Here is a 26,667-nt window from a genome sequence, read left to right as displayed (position 1 = left end):
AGAATCGCCTATTTTTCTACATAACTTTCCCGGTCTACCTCGAGCAGCGGACTCTTTTCATTAGTGTAAATAATGTCAAGCTTGTACATCGCACGGGAAGTTATTGTATAAACTAATTGCGTTTCATCAACGCGATGATAATTATCTTTTGAAGCTGCCCACATGATAACAGCATCAAATTCAAGTCCTTTAGCTAAATATGACGGAATAACCAGTGTGCCGTCGACTAACCGCTGATTGGCGCTGGCAATCAATGTGGCCTTCACCCCATCATCTTTCAGTTTTTGTGCAACAATCTTCGCACTGGCTAAATCTTTGGTAATAACAGCTGTTGTCATTTTACCTTCATTATTTTGAGCTAAAATTTTTTCCAGCACTGCTACAGCCGCTGCATTAGTGGAGCGTCCCCAAAGTGCCGGTTTAGGTCCTTGCCGGTTAAAAGACTCAATTTTTTCACCTTGCCGTAAAATTTGCTTGGTAAAATTAGTCAATTGCTCAGTCGACCGGTAGGACTTTGTCAACTGAACGACATCTGTTTTTTCAGGATCAAATAAACCGCTAATCTGCTTAAGCAAACTTCTACTTTCATCTTTAGTAAAAATAGCTTGGTTCAAGTCTCCCAGCATTGTGAATTTGGCACGCGGGAAATTATATTTCAGATAACAAAGTTGAAACGGAGTGTAGTCCTGAATTTCATCAATAAACGCATACCGCATTTCATAATCAACATGACGCCCGGTAATTAGGTCATAGAGGTATAAATAAGCGGAAACATCACTCATGTGAATGTAATGCTTCATAAAGCTTTGTTTAACATCTGTAACATGCTTCTCCCAATCCTCCACTGTGATTTGCCATTTAGCTAAATCAGTCATTTTAGGAACTGCACGGAGAAAATTCAGGTACTGCGCTCTCATGTTGATAAAATTATTGCGCCTAATTTGTTGGAAAACCTTATCTAGTGCTTTCACAACGATTTTACGACTAAGGAACTTTTCTTCTTTTTCTTCAGATTCAAATTCTTGGTCAGGATGATCATAAAGAGCATTCAACTGTTCTTGGCTCAGGTTTTGGATAGCGTCAGACACCCAAGCCTTCTTAGTTTCACCATTAATCTTGCGGTTAAGTGACTTAATTAATTCCTCTCTTGTAGCATCAATTCTGTTGCTTAAATTGTAATTATCGTTAAAGGAATAATAGAGTTCACTGATTTTTTCTTTGGTAAAAAATGGTCGTTTTTTATTACGGAAATAAATATTTTTAAAAATTAAGCCGCGCTTATTAAGGTGTTTAGCATAATGGTGCAGTAAATTGAAAAAATTGGTAGAGTCTTTAAACTGACTAATGGCGGAATCAGCAGCGCTGTCTTCAAATTGATCAAATAAGTTTTCCACGGTCATTCCCGGCAACCTTCTAGCCACAAACTGCCAATAAGTCATTTGCACCATGTTTTGCTCGCCCATTTCAGGCAAAACGTTTTTAATATAATCGTTAAATAACTGGTTGGGGCTAAACATAATCACGTCACTGCTGGTTAAGTTGCCACGGTAGCGGTAAAGCAAGTAGGCAATACGCTGCAATATAGCAGAGGTTTTACCTGAGCCGGCAGCACCTTGTACAAAGAGCAGATCAGCACTGGTATTTCTGATGATTTTATTTTGCTCGCGTTGAATTGTCGTGACAATCGACTTCATCTGTGTGCTGGATTTTTCGCCTAACACTTCCAGCAGCATTTGGTCACCAATGGATTCATTAGTATCAAACATATTAGTGATTTTGCCGTCTTCAATCATGAACTGCCGCTTTTTGGTCATGTCAACGGTAATCTCACCTTCTGGCGACATATAGGAAACCTTGCCAATCTTGCCATCATAGTATATCGACGAAATTGGTGCCCGCCAGTCGTAAATCAGAAAATGATTATTTTTATCAGCAAAGGAACCCAGACCAATATAAATAGTCTCCGGCTTTTCACCATTTTCTTTAAAATCAACTCTGGCAAAATACGGTTTTTGCTCTAGTTTTTGTACTGTACTTAGCTGTTTGGCTGCATGTTGCCAGGCATTTTGCCGTTCATCAAGTAGTTGTTGTTGCTGATGAATAGACAGTGCAGTTTCCATTGAGGTTGAATAACCGTCATAATCCAATTTTACGTCATCAAAAAAGTGTGAATTAAGATCTTGGGCCTCGCCTTCAGCGGATCTAATTGACGAAGACAGCTCGGCTTTCTTTGCTCTGATCATTTTCAAAATCTGGTCGAGATGTTTTTGTTCGAATTCTTTATCATTCATCGCTTTTGTCATAAACTCACCTATTTTTTTCAAAACTTGCATACTATTTTACCATGAAATCGGTTTATATTAAAACCTATTAACTATTTTTACAAAAAGGAAAAAATTTATGAAAGTTGAGCAATTAATAACTATAATTTTAAGTAATAAAGTTGGTAAAATATGATACTTTTACTATTTTTCTTATATAATGAAAGGTAACGGAGTTGATCAAGGCATGAAAAATATGCGCCATTTCTTAGCTAAACTGGCTTGTGCATTAATAGTCGTTTTAACAATTGGGAGTAATTTACCAGCAATTACAGATAATTCATCATCTGTGTGGTCTTCTCAAGTCATTTATGCCAAAAAAGCTAAGAAGAAAGCCAAGAAAAGTAAAAAAGCCAAGAAGAAAAAAGCAGCTGCTGTCGCCACATCTTGGCGGTGGAAAAAACCTAAGGCATCAGTCTATATTGATCTTGAAGACAACCAGGAACTTATTTCTGCTACAAACGATGCGATTGAGGCATGGAACAAGACCGATGCCTTTACTTTTACCAAAGCAAGCAGTAGGAAAAAAGCCAATATTGTTGTTGAACAAGTTTATAGTCCCAACACCAACTATGCTGGTTACACCACTTTTCATTACTACGTGAAGACGGGAATTATGTATTCTGCCGTTACCAGATTAAACATTTATTATTTACAGAACTTTTCACCGTATAATTATACCTACGAACGTATTCTCAATACTGTAGAACATGAACTAGGGCACGCAATTGGACTTAAGCATAATAACGGTGTGTCTGTAATGTACCCAACGGGCTCACTTTACCCTATTGAGCCTATCGATATTGACCGAGTAGAGAAACTATATCACGAATAAATTTTTAGAAGTGCGGAGGAGAAAATGAAAAGAATATATATTGTTCGTCATGGTCAAACTTACATTAACCGTTACCACAAAATGCAGGGTTGGTGTGACACACCCTTGACAGACAAAGGTATAGCCGGCGCTGACGAAGCTGGTGAAATTTTAAAAGATATTCCTTTTGATATTGCTTTATCAAGTGATGTGAAAAGAGCTAGTGATACCTGCGACATCATTGTTAAGCACAATATCAATCATGATGAAATTCAGCATATTGCGACGCCTTTTTTCCGTGAACACTTTTACGGCTACTTTGAAGGCATGGATATTGACGCTGCTTGGCAAATGATTGGCGGTCCTCACGGCTACCAGAACCACAGTGACTTATTTAAAAATGAACCAATTGACACCATTAAGAACTGGATTAAAGATGCAGACCCATTTCATGACGCGGAAAACGCGCAAGAATATTGGCAAAGACTTGATAAAGGCTTTAAATTAATTAGCCAATTAGATGGTGCCGAAAATATTTTACTTGTAACTCATGGTTTTACTATCCGCAGTATTGCAGATCGTTATGGTGATTTTGCTATTACCGCAGATCCACGCAATGCTTCTGTAACAGTTATGAATATGACTGAGCAAAAAATGAAAGTTGTTTCATACAACAACACAAAAATATGATATTTTCCTGCAATTAGGAGGAGAACTTATGCAGTCTCAGGATGACCACTCTGCAATTACGGATAATTTGAACAATTGGAACGACCGGGCTGATATTCATGCCCATGGCGGTTATGGCAATCTGTCTGAATTTGCCCAGAACCCCGAGGCTATCACTACTACAGTGAAACATGACTTAGCAGTATTAAAGCCCTTTTTACCTGCCAATTCTGTTAAAAACAAGCGCCTACTGCATTTGCAATGTCACATTGGTGACGATACACTCAGCTGGGCACGTCTGGGAGCTAAAGACGTTTATGGGTTGGATTTTTCACCTACGGCTTTGAAATATGCGCGTAATCTAGCTAAACAAGCTAAAACACCAATTACTTATGTCGAAGGCGATGCTCGTTTTGCGGCTGCAGCCATGCCTGAAAAATTAGGTCAATTTGACTTAATTGTCACTAGTGCTGGTACTATTACATGGCTTCCTGACCTTAAATCATGGGCAAACTCTATTGCGCAACTGTTAGCGGTCGGTGGCACTTTTATGATTAGGGACAGTCATCCAATATTATTTGCTTTAGACAATGCGGGATTGGAAATTATTCAAGATTATTTTAGCGGCACTGAAGTTACCTATCAGTCAGATGCTTCGTATACGCCTAATTCTGCTGGTAAAATTAAGCACCAGACTAATCATAATTGGGCCCATGATTTTGCTGAAATTATTAATTCATTGATTGCTGCGGGCTTAACCATTAAACAAGTTGGAGAGGAAAAAGTTACTGATTGGAAAGCTTTGCCATCATTAATCTATAGTAAAGAAGATGAGGGCTGGGTTCTTCCCCCTGATTCACCACAATTTCCGCTTGATTTTTCAGTAGTTGCGCAAAAATTATCATAAACCCGCTTAAATTCACTAAAAAGGCTAACTTTTATAATTATAAAAGTTAGCCTTTTAATGTAGTTTAGTTTATTTTTGACCTAAGATTGTATTTAAAATTTTTTACTTAAAAAGATGCTATCAGTTAACCACCAAAATAGACCTTCTGGACTTCCGGATTAGCTAATAGTTCTTTACCAGTGCCGCTTAATTGCACTACTCCAGTTGCAAGCACATACCCCCGATCGGCAATTGATAATGCCTGTTTAGCATTTTGCTCAATCAATAAAATAGTCGTGCCCTTTTCATTCAATTCTTTAATGATTTTAAAAATTTCCTGGATATATAAAGGCGAAAGCCCCATTGAGGGTTCATCTAATAACAGCAATTTGGGCTTTGCCATTAAGGCACGACCCATTGCCAGCATTTGCTGCTCACCACCAGACAGTGTGGCGGCATCTTGGTGACGCCTTTTTTGCAAAATTGGGAACCGTTTGAAGATTTCCTGATAAGTCTTTGCAGTTTCTTCATGATTTTTTTGGAGAAAGGCTCCCATTTGCAGATTTTCCATTACTTTCATCCCTGCAAAAATATGTCTGCCTTCTGCAACTTGTGAAATGCCGGCACTGACGATTTGCGGGGCACTTTTATGTTCAATTTCTTTACCAAGATATAAAATCTGACCGCTCTTAGGCTTGAGCAATCCTGAAATTGTCTTGACAATAGTTGATTTGCCGGCACCATTAGCTCCGATTAAAGTTACTATTTCACCTTGATTAATTTCAAAACTGACGTTTTTAACTGCTTGAATGACACCATAGTTAACAGACAAATCTCGTACTTCTAACATAGCCATCTAGTCTTCACCCTCTCCTAGATATGCTTCAATCACTTTAGGATTTGCTTTAACTTCTTCTGGACTGCCAGTAGCAAGCATTTCTCCTTGATCTAGAACATAAATTCGTTCTGCTAAATTCATTACTAAAGACATGTCATGTTCTATTAGTAGAACGGTAATTTGAAATTCTTTTTGAATGTATTTGATAAGATTGGTTAAGTCAGCTGTTTCCTCGGGATTCATACCGGCAGCGGGTTCGTCTAAGAAAAGAATTTGCGGTTGTGTAGCTAAAGCACGGACAATTTCTAACCGTCTTTGTGTACCATAGGGCAAGTTTTTAGCAAGAGTATTTTCGTTTTCAGTTAAATCAAAAATTGCTAGTAGTTTTTGTGCCGCTTCTTTCATGTCCTTCTCAGTTTTATAATAACGGGGCAAACGAAAGACAGTGGTTAAAAAGCCTTCTTGGTACTCATTGGTCATTGCAGTTAAAACGTTATCCATGACAGACAAGTTTTTAAATAACCGAATATTCTGAAAAGTTCTGGATAAGCCCAAGTCAGCAATTTGGACAGCACTTTTATGGGTTAAGTCATAATTTTGATTATTAACTTGTAAATTGATTTTGCCGCTTGTTACCTGCACCATACCAGTTAACAAATTAAATAAAGTGGTCTTGCCCGCACCATTAGGTCCAATCAAGGCAACTAGTTCATGCTTATCTAAATGAAGTGAAACGTCATTAACTGCAGTCAATCCGCCAAATTTGCGCACTACATGTTCAACCTGTAATAAGTGTGCCATATACTAGCCTCTTTCCTTTTTGCCAAAATGGCGGGTTAAGTTTTTAAGTGAAAATTCCCAATTACCTAAAAGCCCAGATGGTTTGAAAATCATAATTAATATGAGAGCAATAGCATAGATAACCATTCTCAAAGAACCAAAGTTTTGTAAAACAGTATCTAAAACTCCCAGCACAGTTGCTGCTACAAATGTGCCTGTCATACTACCAACACCACCTAAAACAACTATAACTAAGATAGAAATTGATTCCATGATACCAAAATTTGATGGTGAAATTGTTTGTAAATAAGAGGCATGTAAACTGCCGGCGATAGCAGCAGTAGCTGCGCCCAATACAAAAGCAGCTAATTTCCATTTAGTAGTATTAATGCCCATTGCTTCAGCGGCTATCTCATCTTCACGCACAGCCTTAATTGCACGCCCATTTTTGGAACGAATAAAATTCATCAAAACGATTGTAGTCACACAAACTAAGATATAAACGGTAGGCCATGAACATAACTGGGGAATATTAAACATGCCGGCAGAGCCGCCCGTAATTTTTAAATTATTAATTACGTTGCGAATAATTTCGGCAGCCCCTAATGTGGCAATTGCTAAGTAATCGCCTTTCAAGCGAATAAACGTGGCTGTTCCAATCACACCCGCAATAATAACGGCCAAAAGCATACCTACAAGCAGTGAAAGCAAAAAGCCAACTTCATTACTCATGTGTTGCGTAATGATTGCAGTAGCGTACGCACCAATTGCCATAAAACCGGCATGACCCAGTGAAAACTGACCGCTAAAGCCGATAATCAGGTTCAAACCTGTTGCCAAAATAATATTAATGCCAATCGTAACCAGCATGTTTTCAATAAAATCATCAATTACGCCAACTATGATTAAGGCGTTGATTAAGTAAAAGCCGGCTACCATAATTACGAGCCACGATAAAATGTATTTCCAATTAACCTTCATTTTGCCACCTATACCTTTTCCTTGGCATTTTTGCCGAAAATACCTGCTGGTAAAAAGAGCAAAATGACTATTAACACAAGATAAACTACTGCATCTTTATACGCGGACAAACCGATAGATTGGAAGAATGTTTCTAAAATACCAATTAAGAAGCCACCAAGTGAGGCACCGGGTACCGAACCAATTCCTCCTAAAACGGCTGCCACAAAGGCTTTAATGCCGGGAGTCATCCCCATTAAAGGATCAATTTGATTATAGTACATGCCAATCAACACTCCTGCCGCACCAGCTAAAGCTGAACCCAAGGCAAAAGTAAAAGAAATCGTGTGATTAACATTAACCCCAACTAATTCGGCAGCAGCAGGATCAACAGATACAGCCCGCATTGCACGTCCCATCTTAGTTTTTTTAATAATCAGTTGCAGTGAAACCATTAGTATCAAAGCAGTTACTAAAATTAAAATTTGAATATTGGAAATTTGAACGCCGCCAAAAACATAGTTGACTTGTTCAATTACCTGCGGAAAACTACGTGCGTTTGAACCCACAAAGTAAGACATGCCATTTTCAAGTAAAAATGAAACTCCGATAGCTGTTATTAAGACAGCAATTCGCGGTGATTTACGCAATGGTCTATAAGCAAAATACTCGATCACTACACCCGAAACCGCACCAACAATCATTGCTGAAAGTAATGCCGTGATGAAGTTAAAATGCCAAGCATTAATTACATAGTAGGCAAAGAATGCCCCTAGCATGTAGATATCGCCATGAGCAAAGTTAATTAAATTAATAATGCCGTAAACCATGCTATAGCCTAACGCCAGCAAGGCATATATTGAGCCCAGTGACAAGGCATTAATGATTTGCTGTAATACTGTTTGCAAATTTAAGCGCCCCTTTTAAATTTTGGATCTATTCAACACTAAATGAATTACTTACTTTGCCATTAGTCATTTCTTCAATTGCAATTGGCATTTCTGGGTCATGAGTTTTATTAACTGTAATCTTACCGGTAACCCCATCAAAATCTTTAATCTTAGCTAAGCCAGCAGCAACTTTAGTTGAATCATCTGATTTTTGTTGTTCAATGGCAGTCTTTACCATATAGACCGCATCATAAGCTAAAGCTGAAAATGTTGGAGCCGGTGCATGATAACGAGCTTTAAAGGCATTCATAAACTTGACAGCTGTTGGATTTTTAGCAGCTACACGAGTGGAAAATGGCGTGGTGTAGTAAACCTTGGTAGCATTCTTAGCACCAGCAATTTGGGCAAGTTTAGGATCAGCCATACCGTCACTACCCACGATTGGTACTTTAATACCCATTTGCCGTGCCTGCTTAACAATCAGACCAACTTCTGTGTAATAGCCCGGAACATAAATAGCGTCAATCTTCTTTGACTTAAATGAAGTTAAAACGGCGTTAAAGTCCTTGTCACCTTCTGAATATGTTTGGCTATCAACTACTTTACCCTTATATGTATTCTTAAAGGCTTTTGCTAAACCAGTACCGTAATCACTTGAATTATCAGCGTAAACGGCTACACGCTTTGCTTTCAGCTTCTTTGTGACAAACTTAGCGGCACTTTCTCCTTGGAAATTGTTTTGGAAACAGGCTCTAAAAACGTATGGTTGAACCTTGCCGTTTTTCTGTTTAGTGTAATCAGGATCAGTTGCAGAAGGACTCACGCTGGGAACTGCTGCTTTAGTAATATTAGGAATTTCAGCTGTTCCCGCATTAGTAGTGGCCGGCCCAACAATTGCTGCCACCTTATCTTTATTTACCAGTTGTGCTGCTACCGAAGCAGAAGTAGCAATCGCTGTTTTGTTATCGCGAATAATCAGCTTAATTTTCTTTTTATGACCGTTAACATCAATGCCGCCAGCCTTGTTAATTTCAGCTGCTGCTAGCTGAATTCCCTGTTTCTGGGCATTTCCGTAACCTGCAGCCGTGCCAGATAATTCCATATTGACACCAATTTTGACAGTGTCTTTATCTTGATGAGTACCGCTACTGTTACTATTCTTGGCAACTGAACAACCTGCCATCATAAAGGCGGCTGTTCCTACCGTTAGGATACCCATCATTTTTTTAGTAAACTTGTTCATCATTTTCTCCTTCTCTAACTAGCCTGGTAACAAAAACCTCATTCAACTTAATGAATGAGGCCCAAGATAGTTATTTGTTAAGCCCTATTCATTAAGACGCAAACAAGGGCTCAACATGTTAATTACTAAAAGTAATTCTTTCACGCTAAGTCCTACGCGACAACAACAAGGCAATCAAATTTTGAGAAATGCTGTTTCTAATGTTGATTCGTTTACTTAAAAATTGATATTTCATTAAAATTGCCTCCTCAAAATTTAATTTAATACTTAGGATTATAAGTAAAGGTATGTAGCATGTCAAGTACAATTAGTAATTATTTTGAACAAATTTCTAAGTTTTTTTTATTAATCCTGCTGGCAATAGGATTAGCAGCTGGCAAAATACTATTTGCACTTGCTCACAAATTAAGCATGTGATTTTATGAACTTTATGGTAAAATAAAGTTGTTGAGAAGGAGGCATAATATGTTTGCTACAGTTTTTTACTGGATTATAATTGCTGCTACCGGTCTTTGGGGAATATGGTCAGCAGCCTGGTCGATGATATATGTTGCTAAACATGAAAACGGCAACTTATGGATTTTTGCAATAATTAATGTTTTGATTTTAGCTTTACTAGGTCTGGCTGATTTGATCTATAGCACTGAGGGCAATCAGTGGTATTGGTTTTCTTCCACTAGGGCAGACATTAGCCTTTTAGTATATATGCTTTTTGTCTACTGCGCTTTGGTAGTTTTGCAAGTATTGTTTGGCATTACACGTAAGCCTAAAAAAGCTTAAGGTTAAGACTAACAATCATCTTTAGTACCTGAAAAAGTTTTTACTAATATCAAAGGAGGTTGAATAATCAACCTCCTTTTTTGCTATTTAATAATTTCTGGTAAGCATTTTTTGAACTATCTCAACAACCTCATCATATCCAGAATAATTGCTAAATTTATCTTTAAGCAGTGCTAACGCACTACTCGTAAAGTCATTTGCCAGCTTCTGGGCGTGCCTAATGCCGCCTAATTCATTGACTAAATATTCTATTTGGGCTAACTCACTAGAACTTATGTTTCTACCTTTCTTAACCAGCTTATTTAATTTACCAGTAGTATCTTTTTTTAAGGCAAAAATTAGTGGCCCGGTATAAACACCGTTAACTACATCAGATAAAACCGGCTTTTTTAATTCGGCAGTTGACGCAGTGTAATCTAAAATATCATCCCGTAATTGAAACGCTTGTCCAAATAGCACACCTACTTGCTGAGCACTTCTGGCCAGTCTTTTGTTAAGACCACCTTCAAGCGCCCCAATATAACAGGCATAACCAAACAGACTTGCCGTTTTGCCCCGAATTTGTTCAAGATATTCTTTTTCAGTAATCGAAGTATTGTACTCATTACCAAATTGAGTAGTCTCACCAGCAAGAATTTTTTGCATAGTTGAGCCATTAACGCGCAGATTAGTTATTTTTGAAGTATTCTCACTGAGCAATTGTAATGAAAGTGCAAATAAATAGTCTCCAGCATAGAGCGCAATGGTCTTGCCATATTTCGCCTGCACTGATTCCCTACCCCTTCTGACACTGGAATTGTCTATAATATCATCATGAATTAAGGTAGCGTTATGAAGAATTTCAACTGACCCGGCAATATTAATTAGTCTTTCCTTTTTTGGCTCATCACCCATATTGCCAAAAAGTAAGACAAAACTGGGACGCAATTGTTTGCCGGGCTTGGAAAATGTGTACCTGATTGCTTCTCCCAGTTTACCTTTGGGTGCTCTGATATTTTTTTGAATGCTGCTTTGGACTTTTCTTAATTCTTTTTCTAGCCTTGACATGTTAAATACCTTTATTAATTATCCCTTTAATAAAACTCAATGCATCAACGTAATGCATTAAAAAACTACTGACAAGACCAACTATTGTTCCAGAAAGAATTCCGAATACTGTCAATAATGGCAGATATAATAAAACATATTTACTTTGCGCTATCAGCACGGCAATTAATAATTGACCAAAATTATGACAGACGCCGCCAAGAATTGATACTCCTATTATGCTCAAAAATCTGGGAACCAACGGTAAGAACATTTTCATTAAAAACAGACTTAAAAATGAACCTGCAGCAGCAAATAAAAAGGTACTGGTGCCCCCTGTCATCAAAGCGGCTAATACTAAGCGCAAAAACGTCAATAAAATACAATCTTTAAAAGGCAAAATCATTAATGCCATCATCGTAATAATGTTGGTTAAGCCAAGCCTAGCACCAGGTGCAAAGAAAAAGGGTGCAGGAAACATTTGCTCAACCACGCTAAGAATAATTCCTTGGGAGCATAAAATTCCTGTAAACACATACGTGCGTAAATAACTATTTGTTTCAGTCATAATATCTAAATCTATTTATCATCATCAATTTGATTTTCGTTTTTTAACTCAACTAAAAATTTGTGTGGCAAACAAACAATTGTATCTCCGCTTTTACTTTTCCAGCCTTCTTTAACACATACTTGGTCCTTGCAGTTAGCATCAATTGCGCGAATTTTGTGGTTTTTCACCTGTAAAATATTAATTTTACCGTCTCTTTGATACTGCCATTTTTGGTCATGATCTAAAGAAAGCTTTTTAACTTGGCGATTATTAACTTTTACTATAGCGATTACCTGATTACCCTCTTTTTTAGAATTATGTACCATAAAAAAGGGCGTGAAACTGATCATTAATAAAATTACTACAATTAAAAAGTCACCAGGTTTAAGCCTCTTTAAAATTTCCATGTCTTACCTCACTAACAATTAAAACTAAAAAAGTCTTATAGATAAAACCATAGGACTTTTTAGAATTACCATTGTTAGTTTTTTATTCCATTTTTATCAACGTGGTAAATCGGCTTCAAGACGCCATATCTAAGTTTAGTAAGTTTCTTTTGCAGCCACGGAACAAACCACATGTCAAGACCAAATGCTCTACCCGAGCCGTTCATTACAGCGATAGCAGCAAATACCATCCAGACATTGACCCAGTAGTTCATCCCTGATAAGCAGAAAATAGCTACGAAGATTGCGCTCATGCCACCAGCAAACCACGTGCATAAGCCTAATACTAACATAATTCCTAAAACAATTTCCAAACACGTCATAGTCTTTTGTGCTACTAGTGCAGCTTCTTTATTAGGAATTAGAACTTTAGTTACTGCTTGCACCCAACTTGGCATTTTATCAAAAACTGCCATTGGGGAATGACCATAATCATAATTGAGAGAAAATAGAGCAGGAGCAGTAGTTGTAGCGGCTTTACCACTTGCGGCAGTCGTAGCCGCTGCCTTTTGTGAAGCACCGCTAGTAGCAGCTTGAACTAACCAAGGAAACTGTAATTGCAGCTTATTAGTGAACCAAGAGCCACTGCCCTGTACCTTGTACCAGCAGTCAACTAACCACATCAAGCCTAAATAAATTCTCAATGGTACTGCCCATAAAACATTGCCGTACCTATTAAGATTGCCCCGCCATAAAGTTGGACGCTTAATTCTGAACCATTCGTCCATTACATAGTGGAAAAGATAGTAACCGGAATAGATTTCCATAAAGTAAATCATGTCCACTACGTCTTTCATCAAGATAGCGAAAAAGCCACTCAGATGGAAAGTGTTAACTAAAGACGCAACACCCCAACTAGGTCCAAGCGAAACCATAAAGCCGGAATAGGTACCCTTAAATTTAACGGGTTCACCGCCGTTAATCTGACTTAAAATATTCCTCAAAGCACATTTACCAGCAGATTCAGCTCCCTGAACTACTTGTGGTTCACCACGACCGCTGCCATCAGCGTCATAAAGAGCCACATCACCTATGACATAAACATGGGGATCGGTTGGAATTTGTGAATATTCATTAACTAAAATTCTGCCGCCTCTACCAGTTTCAAAACCAAAGTTTTTAGCTGTAGCAACAGCCTTAACACCAGCAGTCCAGATCAATGTCCTCGTTGGATACGTTGAACCGTCTTTCAGGTCAATATAATTTTCATGAACACCAACTACACCTGTATTGACTTTAATATCTACGCCCTGCTTTAAGAGATATTTCTCCGCCTTGTCAGCATCAGCGCGATCAAGCATATTCATTACCGTTGGCGCCATTTCCATCATGGTTATCTTGATGTCGTCTTTTTGCAAATTATATTTTTTAGCTAAATCACCACGCCAGGAGTTTAATTCCCCAGCCATCTCGGTTCCGGTAAAGCCAGTACCAACAACGACGAAGTTGAGGTATTGTGCCCTTTTTTCAGGATCTCTTTCTTGAGAGCCTAAATGAACCATCATATCAATGTGATCCCGCAGTTTTTCTGCATCATCAAGATTACCCAAAACAAAGCCATTTTCTTTAACACCGGGGGTGTCAAAGTCATTAGGCTGTGAACCAATAGCTAAAATGACGTAATCGTATGGATAAGTGCCGTTATCGCCAATAACTTTTTTGGCAGATTGATCAATTTTAGTAATATTGTCAGTTACTACATCAACGTTTTTTCTCCGTGAAAATAAACGCTGCAGATCATACTTAAGACTCTTAGCTTCTACTCGGTTAGCTGCTACTTCGTGTAAAGAAGTCATCATGGTCATATAGGGATTTTTATCAATCAGCGTAATTTTAACATCATGCCGCTTTTTTAATTTTTTGGCAAGATGCTTGGTGGTATACAGACCGCCGTAACCGCCGCCAATTACTACAATATTCGTTTCAGCCACTTTTAACACTCCTTAATGCAAATGTACTAGTTGTCTTTTATTATACTAGTATTTACAATTATGGTAAAGTAGCTACTTTCACAATCTTTCCTAATTTTGTTTTTGTTACGCGCTTTCTTTGTTGTTAAAATAACTTTTTTGTTTTTAAATTTTGTAGTTGCAGAAAGTAAAACTGTATTTTATAATCTAAGTAAGTGAATGTGTACACAATGTTATATGGTTTGATATTATCACTGAGGGAGATATTATGAAAAATAATAAATTTATAACCAGCACAGCTATTTTGGCACTTTCTACGCTTTTGCTTAGTGCTTGTTCAACTACGGCTAAGAAAAGTTCTTCAAGCGATTCTAAGCCGAAAGAAAGTAAGGTCGAAAAGAAGAAAACTCCTAAGCAGATTGCCGGTGGCAAATTGCAAGACGGGGTTTACAAATTAGTCGAAGACAATTATTTCAATGGCTATAAAGTAAAGGTTTCTATGACCGTTAAAGATGGCAAGGTTACAGACACCAGCTATGATAATGTAGACAAGAATGGTAAATCAAAGGCGAAAGACGCTAAATATGAAGCACAAATGAAGAAGTATTCTCAAGCAAAAATCGGTCCTAAAGAATACATCCCTAAATTGCAAAAATCATTTGCCGCTAGTGGCGCTAATTCAAGCGCTATCCAAGTCGTTTCCGGTGCTACCAGTTCAAGCACCACTTTAAAGAACTATGTCAACCAGTTAACACAGGCAGCTCAAAAAGGTGATACTGCTACCATTCACATCAATAACAATCAAAAATTAAAAGACGGCACATATAAATTAGCAGAAAAGAACTACAGCCACGGCTACCGTCAAGTGTTAACCATGGTAGTTAAAAAAGGCAAAGTCAGTGATTTTAAATACGACCAAATTAACAAAAAAGGTGTTTCCAAGACCAAGAATGCTGCTTACGAAAAGCAAATGAAGAAAGTTAACAAAGTTGGACCGAAAGAGTACATTCCAAAATTACAGGAAGAATTCTTAAAAGCTAAAGGAAATACCGAAAAAGTTCAAGCAGTTTCAGGAGCAACAGAATCTTCTCATTCATTTATCGCTTATGCTGATCAACTAATTAATGCCGCACAAAAGGGTGAAAGCGGAACTATCAAGGTTGACAATATTGTTTATCAAGAATAAAAAGTTAATTAGTTAATTACAAAAAGAGTGACATTTAGCCGCTCTTTTTTATTAGGAGAAATAAATGATATGACCAAGCAACCAAACAAGTTTATGCTGGTAATTGCAGTATTATTAGCATGTTTTAGCCTAACTTCTTGCTCAACTCAAAGTAAAACTAGTGCCCCGGTAAAAACACCTGTTACCACTAATCCCACTTCAGATACCCAATTTTTAATGGGAACAGTTTGCACCATCAAAATTTACAACAAACACCAACAAAAAGCCCTGAAGGCCGGCTTTAACCGGATTAAGGAATTAGCAGCTCAAACCACGGTTAACCAAAAAGGCAGTGAAATAGACAAAATCAACAGGTATGCCGGAATTAAACCGGTCAAAGTTACCCCTACTATTTACCGTATGTGTAAAGACGCCTATCATTACAGCAAAATTTCTGCTGGTACGTTCGACTTAACAATTGGACCAATTACCAGCTTATGGCGAATAGGCTTCCCCGATGCCCATAAACCTAAAGCAAGTACCATCAAAAAACGGCTACCATTAGTTAATTACCGTAATGTGGTTTTTAACGACCAAAAACGCACCGTTTTCTTAAAGAAAAAGAAGATGATGCTTGATTTAGGAGGAATGGCTAAAGGCTTTATTTCTGATGAAGTCATGAAAGTCCTGCAAAAAAAGGGCGTCACCAGTGCCATTATTGATCTGGGCGGCAATATCTACGTTTTAGGCAACTCCCCAACCAATAACAGTAATTGGACCGTGGGGATTCAAGACCCCAGTGCTGCGCGGGGTGATGCGATCGGCTCCTTACCGGAAAAGAATGCTACTGCAGTAACATCAGGCATTTATGAACGTTATCTCAAAGTCGGAAACAAAATTTATAGTCACTTAATGAATCCCCAAACGGGTTACCCTTGTCAAAACAGCTTGTTAAGTGTCACAATTATTGCCAAGCGGTCAACCACAGGTGATGGACTGTCAACTGCAGTATTTAATCGCGGTTTGAAAAAGGGCTATGACTATGTAGAACATCTGTCTGGCGTAGAGGCAATTTTTATTACTAAAAAGAAAAAAGTCTACGTCACCTCGGGCTTAAAAGATAAATTCAAACTGTTTACGGATAATGGTTATCAACTGGCAAAGTTAAAAACCAGCAATTAATTTTGGATAAATAAAGACAATATTTTGAAAGGAAAATCAATGGAGGCTAAAAAGAAGTACAGTCATTTTACAGTAACCGATTTTTTTGAGTTGGTGCGGCTTAATACCAAGCTCAATAGTTTAATGCCTTATTTATTAGGAATTCTATTTGCTTATTTTTATTTTCATACTTTTAATTGGCAAAATTCTTTAATATACCTAGTTGCTCAAGGCGCAATAGCTTTATTTGTGACTGGCTTTAATAACGTTCAAGACTATCGTCTAGCTAAAAGCAAAGATTATCAAAAAGAACATAATTTAATTGGTAAACGTAATTTATCGCCGACAACTGCAATGGTGGTTATGCTTACTCTGCTTTTAATTGCAGCAGTCTTAGGAATTTGGCTAACTGTGCGAACCAATCTTTTTATTTTACTGATCGGTGCCCCCGGACTTTTTGTGGCTGTATTTTATACTTACGGGCCCATCCCCTTTTCCAGAGTACCGCTAGGCGAAATTCTTGCTGGCTTATTCGAAGGACTGGGAATTATGTTCTTAGCCGTTTACATCAATTCACCAGTAAGTCAATTAGCCTATTTAAACTTTGATTGGCCTCAATTTATTGTTGAGGGTAATTTAGCCAACCTCCTGTTAATTTTTTGGGTAGCTTTACCCCAAGCATTCTTTAACGCGGCGACAATGCTGGCGGATAATACCTGCGACTTAAAGCAAGATCTGGCTAACGGGCGCCATACCCTCCCCTCATACATTGGCGTAAAAAATTCATTAAACTTATTCAGTTTTTTAACCCTGGCTCCATTTGCAATAGTCGCTATCAGCGTCATATTCCGTCTTTTACCAGTTTGGCAACTATTAATTTTTGTAACTTTGCCGAAGCTCTATAAAAACGTGCAGGCATTCAGACAGAAGCAGACCAAGGATATGGCTTTTTGGGTTGATGAAGATAATATCAAACACCGGGTACCCACAACTTTTGATTTAGCACCGCAAAACTTGTTTTGGTTTCAATTAATGCAAGTCTGTGGACTAATTTTAGGCATTATCTTTCATTAATTAAAGACGCTGAAAAAAGCACGCTCTTTAGCGTGCTTTTTTATTGTCTGATTTTTTTAAAACTCAGCTTTGTGATGCCGCATCACTGTTAGCAGATAAATAGCAAAGTAAGCCAGCAACATTAGCACTATTGGCAGCCAAACTTCATAATATGCTGTTGGCAAAACCTGATTAAAAAATCTCAAGCCAAACAAAACATCAAAGACCCCAAATATTGCGGGAATAAAGAATAAAAGCCCTGTTTTGCTCTGCCATGTTCTTTGAGCCAGTCTTTCATTCGCAAATTTCTGATCTCGTTTAGCAGCTTTGACTGCTATTATCAAGATCGCAATCAGGCTTGCACCAAATACAAATGCCAGTGAGTAGCCCAAGATCTTCATTTCTTTACTCATCCCCAAAATCAGCTGATAAGTAGCAGCCTTAGAGTTGCTATAGAGACGACTATAGACGGCACTACTTTGAGCCCGTTTATGTTCAATTTTTAGTAAAAATGGCCAATCCCTATCAAAACTGTTTAACTGCACCAAAGTCAGATATTTAGTTTTACCTTTAATCTTATTTAATTCTGCAGTTGAACGAAGTGCAATTTTTTTATTTTTAAAACCATTGGGAACGAGTTCACGAAAACTGTCATCTGCTAGAGAATTTTTATTCAATTGGTCTAACTTAATAGATTTGACTTGAAAATTGCGTCTGCCGGTGCTTTTGACGTACTTAATTGGATTATCTGCCAATTCATTACGAACAAAATAAAAATGTCCTTTTGTTTCTTTATAATGGTATGTTTGCTGCTTTTTTATTTTTAATTGCGCCACCTCGTTTTTAATATTAGCGGTGTTGCTGGCAATTACACCATCATAATAAGTTCCCCTTTTAATATCTTGGGGAAAAGCATTAACGTCATGACCTAAAGCAAGAGCACCCATAGTCAAGGCGAAAAGTAAGGAAATGATAGTAAAAACGCCGGCATAATGATGAAGTCCCAGCAGCGTTTTTCCTTTAGTTAACTTAATTTTGTTAAACCAAGTTGCAGGCAGTAAGCTTAATAACGAGTAACAAATTAAATAAGTGCCCGCCACAATTGTGACAAATGCCGGTAATAAAGTATTAAACAGATTTTGGACGGGCAAATTCAATACGAAATAGCCGCCACCTATTAGAGCTAGTCCAGCTGCCAGTGCAATTATTTCTAGCCACTTCTGTTTATGAAAAGCAGGAATATCTTCTTTTTCTAAACTGTTTAAAATAGTTCTGGTTAGCCTATAAGTTACTACTATGCCGCCAACAATTATTAGAACCGCCAGTAACATAGCCACTTGCATGCCTGAATTTATCCGCAGAAAACTGTTAATGACGTTAAAATTCGGCACATTTGGTTTTATTAAACCGCTAAATAACTTAATAATTAAAGAAGCTATATCCAACCCTAAAATAATACCAGCAATTATCATCAAACCGCCAATAATGAGTGTCGCACAAAGTTCTATCAGTCCAACGCGCATATTTTTTAATTTTTGCATCAAGATCACCAAACTTTCTGTTCGCTCCTTCAAGCAGACCACCTTTTAACTTAATTATAGTTAGCGCTACCAACTTTTTAATAAGCTATCTATTTTCTTTAGCATATTTTAATACTTAGTTTTTAAAGCATTTCCCTTTATAGAAAACTTGCTTATCTTTATAATTTTTTTCCGGTCTAAACTTTATAAATAATCCATCTACAAATGCTTCATAAATATGATCATCTACTTTAGACATAATTTTTAAATCTTCGCTTAACTTACAAAACATTTTTCCCATGTTTCTAATTAATCTAAATTGAGCACAATAAGAATTAATTCACGTAATAAATTTTCCATTTTCTTACTCCTTTCTATGTATTCTCAGTTTATTACGATTTTATATAAGCATATTAAAAATGTCATATTTAACTCTTAATGGTTTAATATGACATTTAAAAATTTTATTTATTAGCAATCATTAGTTCTTCAAGTTCTTTACCATAACTGGGCATGCCAGCAATTTTTACACTTTTAATTATTATTTGTATTTTATTAAGATACTTAGGATTTTGATCATAATGATATTTGACTATATTTTCAAAAGCTGGAGCAATAGTTTTATAGAAAAATATATCTGGTTTTGTTTTGATTTGTTGTTCACTACTAACATAAAATGCTGTTTCTTCGAATTTTTTGTTACGAATACACAAAATCATCATATTAATAATTATAGATAAAACTAACTTCTGAATATCTATGCTACTTGAACCAATAAACTGACGTATTACTCTTTTTGAAATCAATAAATTACTATCTAAATCATAAAAACTCATAAGGTTGCAGTACAATCTTAAACTATCAGAATTAAAATGAGAAACATCAAACGTTCTTTCTTTCAATCTATCTATAACGCCACTATCAATACTGGAAAGATTTTTGTTAATTATTGCAATAAAGATATCAATTATATCTAATTTATCTTCTTTATTTGGAAAATCACTTTCCGCAACAAAATTTCGTATTTGCTGCAGATCATGCACAGAATTTTGATAATACGCTTCATTAACCATTCTATCAATCTCTAGGTTCTCGTCATGTACGGTCTTCGCCTGGTGGTTTAACTTACCAAAAAAATCAGTTAATGAAATTTTGTTAACGTTTAATAGTTCAATTAAATTATCTGCTGAAATGCTGCTTAAATTTTTTTCAACTTTTGCATAAAATGACGGGCTTACCACATCATTAACCCATTGCCTTTGTGTTTTCTTTTGCTGAATGCGATAGTCTTTTAGTAATTCACCAATTGTCATTTAAATTTCCTCAACTATTTGATTAACTATCAAATATTAAATTCTTTAATTTTATTATAATCTATTATAATCAAAAAATATAAAAGTATTATTAAATTAAAAATGAAAATTATATAATGCTGAGGTAAATTGGGTTATTATCTATCTGACTACGACAGGCTCTTATCGTTAAATTGGTATTGATTAAAATCAACAACTACATCATACTTTTGCAGTTCTTCTGGATCGTAATGATGAATAACTTCAACAAAAGTAAAGTTTGAATCAAAAATATATTGGTGAATTGCCTTTGATGAAGTTTTATCAAGTGAAGCATTAATTTCATCCAGTAATAAAATTGGTCGATTGGCTAAAATAGCCCGTGCCACCTCAATTCTGGACAATTGGCCACCAGATAGTTGATCTGCATTGTCACCTAATTGATAATCAAATCCCTTTTCTTTAATTAATTGTCCTAACTGTAGTCCTTGACATACCTCAAGAACTTTTTCTTTAGCTATATTGGCTCCTAGAGTTAGATTAAACCAAAGCGTATCAGAAAAAATAACTGCACTCTGGCTGGAATAGGCAAACAACTTAGTAAACGATCCTGCCGCTACTTCGTTATGATCAAGTATAATTTTTTTAGATTTACCATACTTACCATACATTAGAAACTGTAACATCGTAGATTTCCCTGATCCTGAGGGTCCGATGACCGCAACTTTTTGGCCAGACTTAATATCAAGATTAATATGTTGTGCTAATACCTTATCCTGACGCATTAAATCTAGGTCTTGCACTTGTAGTTCATTAAATGTAGGATCATTGGTTTGTTCACGCTCCACATTATCTGCTTTTTGTATATATTGCTTTATCTTTCGAACAATTGGCTTTGTAGTAGACAAATTATTTCGTTCTTGCAGAATTTGTAAAATTGGATTTACAAATGAATTCGATAATTGCGTTATTGCAAAAAGAGCACCTAAAGTAGTTTGGCCTTTAATTACTAATGCAATACCAATTGCAAACGGCAATAAATAAGTACCCATAATTGCAATTGCATTAAGAAAAGCACTGGTATTAGTATTAAGCACATTCATCTTGGCTAATTTTTCTTCTAATTGGTTAACTTTATACTGATTTTGTTTAACTGCATTATCCTGCTTATCATATAAATTAAAGGTAGCAGTACCAGATAACAAATTTTTAGTTTGATTAACATATTTATCATTAGCATTTGTCCAAGCCTCTGCAGCATTTTGAATAGGCTTTTGGAAAAAGGTGGAAACAATTGTTGGTATAACCGAACCAATAAAGAATATTATTGTAAGCTGCCAATTTAGATACAAAGCGAATGCCATAGCAAATACGACAGTGTATGAATAAATCAAAATTCCTATTTCAGCATCATAGCGATTTGTTTCCAAAAGTTTAAAATCATTAGTTAAAAAACCTAAATTAGAAGCATTTTCTTGCTCATCCGAGAGCATACCCCTCATCACTTTAAGCCTTAACTTAGTATTGACCTGCTTAGCAGCGTCTGCTTTAAGATAATCAAAAATTAAAGTAGCGACTAAAATTAAGATCAATAACAAAATATTTTTACCAAAAAAGACTGGAATAGCTGCAAAATTTTTAGCTGTTGCCAAATTAATTAACGAACCAACAATGTATGCTGTAACTATATTCTGCATACTGGAAATTAATCCAAAAATATTTAAACAAAAAAACTTAAAATGCGAATAATATTTATAAACCATGATTTTCTTTTCCTTTCAAAAAACCTTCGTTATTTATATAAATAATATAATTGCCTTTTTATTTTTATTAATAAAACTGTCATATTTGACGCAAATAAGGTGGATATGACAAATCCAAAAGCTAGCAGAATTTATTTCCTATCGACTTTCACCTATACCAAAGTAGCTTAACATAGTATATTAATTGAAATAGAGCTAAAGCCAAGTAACTAGCAATTTTAAAAGGTACATAAAAAATAAAGCAGTAATCAAAAAGAGGTAGGACAAAAGTCCATTTCTTTCTGATTACTACTTAAATAACCGAAGCATCTTTTCGATTAAATTGGCTAATTTATCAAAATCTTGTCCTAGCTTGCGCAATGCAGGCGTTAGACTTGTTAGTAGTAAACACTTCAGAAGAAATAAATGTACAATCCTTCCCATGCTATCACCTTTTTTCGGGGAGGATCGAAAGGCGTACTTCACTATTCTCTCATGTGTTCTTATGCTATAATTTCAGTAGAAGAAATAAAGTGCGATCTTTGCATGCAAAAGAGGCGTACTAGACGTCTAGGCAATCCAGTGGATTGCTTTTTTGCTTTTTTAAAAGAAAGCCTAGGCTGCCCACTTTAACTTTCACAAACCAGAACCCAGCTACTTACCCTCCTGCATTCGTTACATGCTTTCGGGGATAAACTTATCACTGGATCACGGACTCAACAAAGAACTTCTTTGAGTTCTTAAAAGCAGAAATGCTTTATAGTCCGGGGGATTGCCATCAAAACTTAATCGAATTGGAGAAGGGCAATCAGTGATTACATTAATAAAAGAATCAAGAGCAGATTAAAAGGCTTGACGCCGATTGAATATCGACATCAAGCCTTAACAAAATAATTATTAAAAATTCTAATCTAACTTTGGGAACTCACCCTAAAATTATTCAGTTGTTAGGACAATCTTTTGATATAACGTAACTGTTAACAAGTAATAACCCAGATAAAGCACAATAAATATTGTGAATGGAATCCAGATATTATGGTATGGAGATATCAGCAATGTTTTAAACAGTTGTAAGCCACAAAGGACATCTATTATGCCTAAAATTGCAGGCATGGTGAACAAAGTACCAATTTCCTTTCTGATTGAACTACGTAACAACCGTTGCCTGACACCAATTTCATGTAGCATCTGGTAGCGCACCTTGTCACTGGCCGCACCACTTAAAACTTTAAACATTAACGTCGAAGCGAGCATAGTCAGAAATGCTATTCCTAAGAAAAAGCCCATAAATTCAAACGCACTGGTAAAACCAATCATATTATTATAGTTATATGATTTGGAAGAAAGGTATATATCTTGGTAATTGCGATTTTCCCTTAGTTGCTGTTTTTGAATTTGTTTAATTACTGGAAAATCATGGGCAAAGTCTTTAACTTTAATATAACTGACGAATTTTTTCTGACCACTAAGTGTACTCCACCTTTTTGGTGAAACTAGCTTAATTTTCTTAGGAATGCCGTTAGGCACCATTTGACTAAAAATGCTGTTGGCAGCTGTTTCCGGTCGATCCAGTTCGGCAGTAACCAGTGTTTTCACTTTATATGTAGGTAAATTGTCTTGATTGTCATGAAAATAGATTTCTATTTCTTTCAGCGGCTGTTTTTCAAATTCCGCGCGGTTAAAGTAAAGATGCATCCCCTTTTCTTTGTAGTGATAAGTCTGCTTATTAGTAATGGTTAACTTAGCTTCTGCTTTTTTAACTGCTGGCGTATGACTAACAATTGTAGCATCATAATAAATGCTTTTTTGCGTCTCATCCTTCATGGAGCCAAAATTAAGCCCCACTGTGATTGCACCTAGTGCCAAGGCAAACAGAATTGAAATCATAGTTAATATCTTGGTATAGCTTTGCAAACGAAATTTCAATTGCCCAAGAGTAAATTCATTAATGCCACGATACGAAAAAGATTTTTTATTAAGTAAATAATTAATTATAGCTGTAAAGACACCATTAAAGACGAAGAAAGAACCAACAATAATTGTTACTAAGGCGGTGGGAATAAGAAAGTAAATATATCTGGTGGACAAAGTCATTACATAGTAACCGACAGCCAGCAAAAGCACACCGCAAATTGCTTCAATTCCCCGCAAAACTGGATGATGATTAAGATTAATGGGAGTTTGATCTTCGTGTAAAAGATCAATTACCGGAGTATGTGTAAGTTTGTGCACATTGCTCAGTGCACCCAAGAGAAAAATAATAACAAAGAAAAGCAAAGTCCCTATTATTGCGCTGGGTAATATTGCCTTATAGTGCGTAATTTCGAGCCCTAATTTACCTACCAGCACCTTGGTAACTATTGTGGTCAACCCGAGCCCCAGTATTATTCCCAGTAGAACTGCTAAAAAGCCGGTTAACAGAGTTTCAGAAAAAATTAGTAAGCCAATCCGCGTGCTTTTGGCCCCGAGCATCATATACATGCCATAGTCATGTTTACGCATACTTAACAAAAATGAATTGGCATAAATTAGGTAGACGGATGTAATGATTACTAACAAAATAATGCCAAAGGTAAAAATATACGTCAGGTATGCTGTTCTACCATAGACATCTTTACTAATAAATACAGGGTTAGTAGCAATTGACAAGAACATATAGAAAATCATGCTGGCTACAATCAAGCCGGAAAATAATACCAGATAGTCTTTCAGCCTATTCTTAATACCCGTCACGGACAGCTTCCAAATCATTGCTGCTCCTTTTCTTTTACTAAAAACAAACTTGTATCAATTACCGCCCCAATTTTATTCATGTGCAAGCACGATTTTTTCATATAATTTCACCGTTAATAAGTAATAAATCAGATAAAGCACAATAAAAATCGTAAAGGGAATCCACAAGTTCTGGTAGGGGTGCGGTAAGAGCAGTTTAAATAATCTTAAGCCAAAGAGAACGTCGATCACGCCCAATACACCAGGCAGAAGAAACAGCACTCCAATCTCATTTCTGATAGATTGACGCAATACCTTTACCCTTGTGCCAATTTCAAATAACATTTGGTAGCGCACCTTGTCACTGGCAGCACCACTTAACACCTTAAACATTAAGGTCGAAGCCAGCATGGTTAGAAAGGCGATACCTAAAAAGAAGCCCATAAATTCAAACCCGCTGCTGAAATTCTTGATTAACTGGTAACTGCCAGCCTTGCTCGAAGTATATATATACTCATAAGCAGAATTTTCTTTTAACTGCTGTTTTTGTAATTTTAAGATGGTGGGGTAATCTTGATCGAAATTTTTCACATTTACGAAACTGACAAATTTATTCTGCCCTTTTTTCTGTGCCCACTTTTCAGGTGAAACCAAGCGAATAATTTTAGCGATACCATTAGGAACCATAGCGCCAAAAGCATTGTTAGCATACGTTGCTGGCACATCTAATTTTTTAGTAGGCAAGTTGATCGTCTTGTAGGCAGGCTGACCATTTTTCATGTAAAACTTAACGTTTTTAACTGGATTATTATTAAATTCACTGCGGTTAAAGTATAAATACTTGCCCTGTTCCTTATAATGATAAGTTTGCTGACGAGTAATCGTCAGTTTGCTTTTAGCCTGCGCTACTTTGGGGGAATCACTGATAATAGTGGTGTCATAGTAAAAATTGCCTTTAAGCTGCTCACTGAGAGTGCCAAAATTAAGTCCCACAGTAATAGCACCAAGTGCCAAGGCAAAAAGCAGTGAAACTACTGTCAAAATTCGCGTATAATCATGCAGCCGAAACTTCAACTGGCCTAAAGTAAATACCCGAATGCCATGATAAGAATAGCTTCTGCGGTTAAGCAAGAACCCAATTAAGGCACTGAAAAAAGCATTAAATGTGAAGTATGAACCGGCAACTATGGTCACTAACGCTGCTGGAATAATAAACAAAATAGCGTTACCCGGCAGACCCAGAATAAAGTAGCCTGCAGCTAAGAGCACCAGCCCCAGTATTCCTTGAATCCAGTGCAAGACCGGCTGGCGCTTGTAGGCAACCGGCTTTTGGTCATCACGCAATAATTCAATTATCGGTGTCTTGGCTAATTTACGGACATTTTTCAAAGCGCCAAATAAGAAGATGAAAATGAAGAAGATAATCGTCCAGATAATGGCATTGGGTAAAATAACGGCAAAATGTTTTACCGTCAAGCCTAAACGAGATATCAGCAGCTGCGATACAATGGCGGTCAGACCAACGCCCAGTATAATACCAACTATTGTGGCAAAAATACCGGTTATCAAAGTTTCCAGAAAAATTAGTGCCCCGATTTTAGTACTCTTAGCTCCGAGCATCATGTACATGCCGTAATCGTGTTTGCGCATGCTCAATAAAAAAGAATTAGCATAAACCAAATAAATAGCAGTAATGATTACCAGCAAGACAATACCAAAGCCAAAGGTGAAACGGACATAATTACTTGGTGCTGCAATATCATTTTTAATAAAGGTGGGATTAATAGTGATTGTGAGGAACATGTAAAAAATCATGCTGGCAACAACTAGGCCGGAAAACAAAACCGCGTAATCTTTAAAGCGACTCTTGATTCCCGTTAAGGACAACTTCCAAATCATTTTTGTGCTC

At 36.6% G+C, this 26,667-nt stretch carries 22 protein-coding genes and 1 pseudogene; 8 read left to right on the top strand and 15 right to left on the bottom strand.

All coding sequences use genetic code 11. The annotated features are described in order from the left end of the window. Window positions 1-8: 8 nt before the first annotated feature. Window positions 9-2,303, bottom strand: a complete 2,295-nt coding sequence (gene helD, locus LACWKB8_RS01195; protein WP_038524889.1) for an RNA polymerase recycling motor HelD — start codon at window positions 2,301-2,303, stop codon at window positions 9-11. Window positions 2,304-2,481: 178 nt separating this feature from the next. On the opposite strand from helD, the gene LACWKB8_RS01190 reads away from it, so the two are divergent. Genes LACWKB8_RS01190 through LACWKB8_RS01180 form a run of 3 tightly spaced genes read left to right on the top strand, consistent with a single transcriptional unit; the run spans window position 2,482 to window position 4,711 of the window. After that, window positions 2,482-3,156, top strand: a complete 675-nt coding sequence (locus LACWKB8_RS01190; RefSeq protein ID WP_052727754.1) for a M57 family metalloprotease — start codon at window positions 2,482-2,484, stop codon at window positions 3,154-3,156. Between the two features lie 24 nt (window positions 3,157-3,180). After that, window positions 3,181-3,825, top strand: a complete 645-nt coding sequence (locus LACWKB8_RS01185) for a histidine phosphatase family protein (protein ID WP_038521009.1) — start codon at window positions 3,181-3,183, stop codon at window positions 3,823-3,825. Between the two features lie 28 nt (window positions 3,826-3,853). Beyond that, window positions 3,854-4,711 (top strand): bifunctional 2-polyprenyl-6-hydroxyphenol methylase/3-demethylubiquinol 3-O-methyltransferase UbiG, encoded by an 858-nt coding sequence (locus LACWKB8_RS01180; protein ID WP_038521007.1) that lies wholly within the window; start codon window positions 3,854-3,856, stop codon window positions 4,709-4,711. Window positions 4,712-4,835: 124 nt separating this feature from the next. Here LACWKB8_RS01180 and LACWKB8_RS01175 read toward each other — a convergent pair whose 3' ends face one another. The 5 genes from LACWKB8_RS01175 to LACWKB8_RS01155 are packed head-to-tail and all read right to left on the bottom strand — an operon-like array spanning window position 4,836 to window position 9,404. Next, complete coding sequence (locus LACWKB8_RS01175) at window positions 4,836-5,546, bottom strand: ABC transporter ATP-binding protein (protein WP_038521004.1); 711 nt, start codon at window positions 5,544-5,546, stop codon at window positions 4,836-4,838. Further along, complete coding sequence (locus tag LACWKB8_RS01170) at window positions 5,547-6,329, bottom strand: ABC transporter ATP-binding protein (protein ID WP_038521001.1); 783 nt, start codon at window positions 6,327-6,329, stop codon at window positions 5,547-5,549. Window positions 6,330-6,332: 3 nt separating this feature from the next. Beyond that, the gene (locus tag LACWKB8_RS01165) at window positions 6,333-7,289 is read right to left on the bottom strand and encodes a branched-chain amino acid ABC transporter permease (protein ID WP_038520998.1); all 957 of its coding nucleotides are present in this window, start codon (window positions 7,287-7,289) and stop codon (window positions 6,333-6,335) included. 8 nt (window positions 7,290-7,297) lie between these two features. Then, window positions 7,298-8,176, bottom strand: coding sequence for a branched-chain amino acid ABC transporter permease (locus tag LACWKB8_RS01160; RefSeq protein WP_038520996.1), 879 nt, complete (start codon window positions 8,174-8,176; stop codon window positions 7,298-7,300). 28 nt (window positions 8,177-8,204) lie between these two features. Continuing rightward, on the bottom strand, window positions 8,205-9,404 hold the full coding sequence (locus tag LACWKB8_RS01155) for an ABC transporter substrate-binding protein (RefSeq protein ID WP_038520994.1): 1,200 nt from the start codon (window positions 9,402-9,404) through the stop codon (window positions 8,205-8,207). Between the two features lie 462 nt (window positions 9,405-9,866). Here LACWKB8_RS01155 and LACWKB8_RS01150 point away from each other — a divergent pair, with 462 nt between their 5' ends. Continuing rightward, window positions 9,867-10,181 (top strand): hypothetical protein, encoded by a 315-nt coding sequence (locus LACWKB8_RS01150; protein ID WP_038520991.1) that lies wholly within the window; start codon window positions 9,867-9,869, stop codon window positions 10,179-10,181. Between the two features lie 87 nt (window positions 10,182-10,268). Here LACWKB8_RS01150 and LACWKB8_RS01145 read toward each other — a convergent pair whose 3' ends face one another. The 4 genes from LACWKB8_RS01145 to LACWKB8_RS01130 all read right to left on the bottom strand — a co-directional run bounded on the left by LACWKB8_RS01145 (window position 10,269) and on the right by LACWKB8_RS01130 (window position 14,134). Next, the gene (locus LACWKB8_RS01145; protein WP_038520988.1) at window positions 10,269-11,228 is read right to left on the bottom strand and encodes a polyprenyl synthetase family protein; all 960 of its coding nucleotides are present in this window, start codon (window positions 11,226-11,228) and stop codon (window positions 10,269-10,271) included. A 1-nt stretch (window position 11,229) separates the two neighbouring features. After that, entirely contained in the window at window positions 11,230-11,775 is a 546-nt protein-coding gene (locus tag LACWKB8_RS01140) for a Gx transporter family protein (protein WP_038520985.1), read from the bottom strand. An 11-nt stretch (window positions 11,776-11,786) separates the two neighbouring features. Then, window positions 11,787-12,164: a NusG domain II-containing protein gene (locus LACWKB8_RS01135; protein WP_038520983.1), complete on the bottom strand. Its 378-nt coding sequence runs from the start codon at window positions 12,162-12,164 to the stop codon at window positions 11,787-11,789. A 74-nt stretch (window positions 12,165-12,238) separates the two neighbouring features. After that, window positions 12,239-14,134 carry an FAD-dependent oxidoreductase gene (locus LACWKB8_RS01130; protein WP_038520980.1) on the bottom strand — a complete coding sequence of 632 codons (1,896 nt, stop codon included), beginning with the start codon at window positions 14,132-14,134 and terminating at the stop codon, window positions 12,239-12,241. A gap of 247 nt (window positions 14,135-14,381) precedes the next feature. Between LACWKB8_RS01130 and pplA the strand changes: the two genes are divergently transcribed. From pplA to LACWKB8_RS01115, 3 genes are all read left to right on the top strand, one after another. Further along, the gene (gene pplA / locus LACWKB8_RS01125; protein WP_038520977.1) at window positions 14,382-15,299 is read left to right on the top strand and encodes an extracellular electron transfer flavoprotein PplA; all 918 of its coding nucleotides are present in this window, start codon (window positions 14,382-14,384) and stop codon (window positions 15,297-15,299) included. Between the two features lie 69 nt (window positions 15,300-15,368). Beyond that, window positions 15,369-16,460, top strand: coding sequence for an FAD:protein FMN transferase (locus tag LACWKB8_RS01120; RefSeq protein ID WP_038520974.1), 1,092 nt, complete (start codon window positions 15,369-15,371; stop codon window positions 16,458-16,460). A 39-nt stretch (window positions 16,461-16,499) separates the two neighbouring features. After that, window positions 16,500-17,513, top strand: coding sequence for a UbiA family prenyltransferase (locus tag LACWKB8_RS01115; protein WP_038520971.1), 1,014 nt, complete (start codon window positions 16,500-16,502; stop codon window positions 17,511-17,513). Window positions 17,514-17,569: 56 nt separating this feature from the next. On the opposite strand, the gene LACWKB8_RS01110 is transcribed toward LACWKB8_RS01115, so the two are convergent. The 3 genes from LACWKB8_RS01110 to LACWKB8_RS01100 all read right to left on the bottom strand — a co-directional run bounded on the left by LACWKB8_RS01110 (window position 17,570) and on the right by LACWKB8_RS01100 (window position 22,067). Continuing rightward, a complete protein-coding gene (locus tag LACWKB8_RS01110; RefSeq protein ID WP_038520968.1) occupies window positions 17,570-19,066 on the bottom strand; it encodes a hypothetical protein in 1,497 nt (498 codons plus the stop codon). A 410-nt stretch (window positions 19,067-19,476) separates the two neighbouring features. Beyond that, window positions 19,477-20,325, bottom strand: a complete 849-nt coding sequence (locus tag LACWKB8_RS01105; RefSeq protein WP_038520966.1) for a helix-turn-helix domain-containing protein — start codon at window positions 20,323-20,325, stop codon at window positions 19,477-19,479. A gap of 149 nt (window positions 20,326-20,474) precedes the next feature. Next, window positions 20,475-22,067 (bottom strand): ABC transporter ATP-binding protein, encoded by a 1,593-nt coding sequence (locus LACWKB8_RS01100; protein WP_038520963.1) that lies wholly within the window; start codon window positions 22,065-22,067, stop codon window positions 20,475-20,477. A gap of 707 nt (window positions 22,068-22,774) precedes the next feature. On the opposite strand from LACWKB8_RS01100, the pseudogene LACWKB8_RS09360 reads away from it, so the two are divergent. Continuing rightward, a pseudogene (locus LACWKB8_RS09360) lies at window positions 22,775-22,940 on the top strand (IS3 family transposase); the annotation flags it as partial. Between the two features lie 42 nt (window positions 22,941-22,982). Here LACWKB8_RS09360 and LACWKB8_RS01095 read toward each other — a convergent pair. Then, the gene (locus LACWKB8_RS01095; protein ID WP_038520960.1) at window positions 22,983-24,797 is read right to left on the bottom strand and encodes an FtsX-like permease family protein; all 1,815 of its coding nucleotides are present in this window, start codon (window positions 24,795-24,797) and stop codon (window positions 22,983-22,985) included. Between the two features lie 54 nt (window positions 24,798-24,851). Next, complete coding sequence (locus LACWKB8_RS01090) at window positions 24,852-26,657, bottom strand: FtsX-like permease family protein (RefSeq protein WP_038520958.1); 1,806 nt, start codon at window positions 26,655-26,657, stop codon at window positions 24,852-24,854. Window positions 26,658-26,667 lie beyond the last annotated feature (10 nt).

The organism is Lactobacillus sp. wkB8, from assembly GCF_000761135.1.
Classification (GTDB): Bacteria; Bacillota; Bacilli; order Lactobacillales; family Lactobacillaceae; genus Lactobacillus; species Lactobacillus helsingborgensis.
The sequence above is the reverse complement of the archived record's forward strand: the minus strand, read 5'-3'. Positions and strand labels throughout refer to the sequence as shown.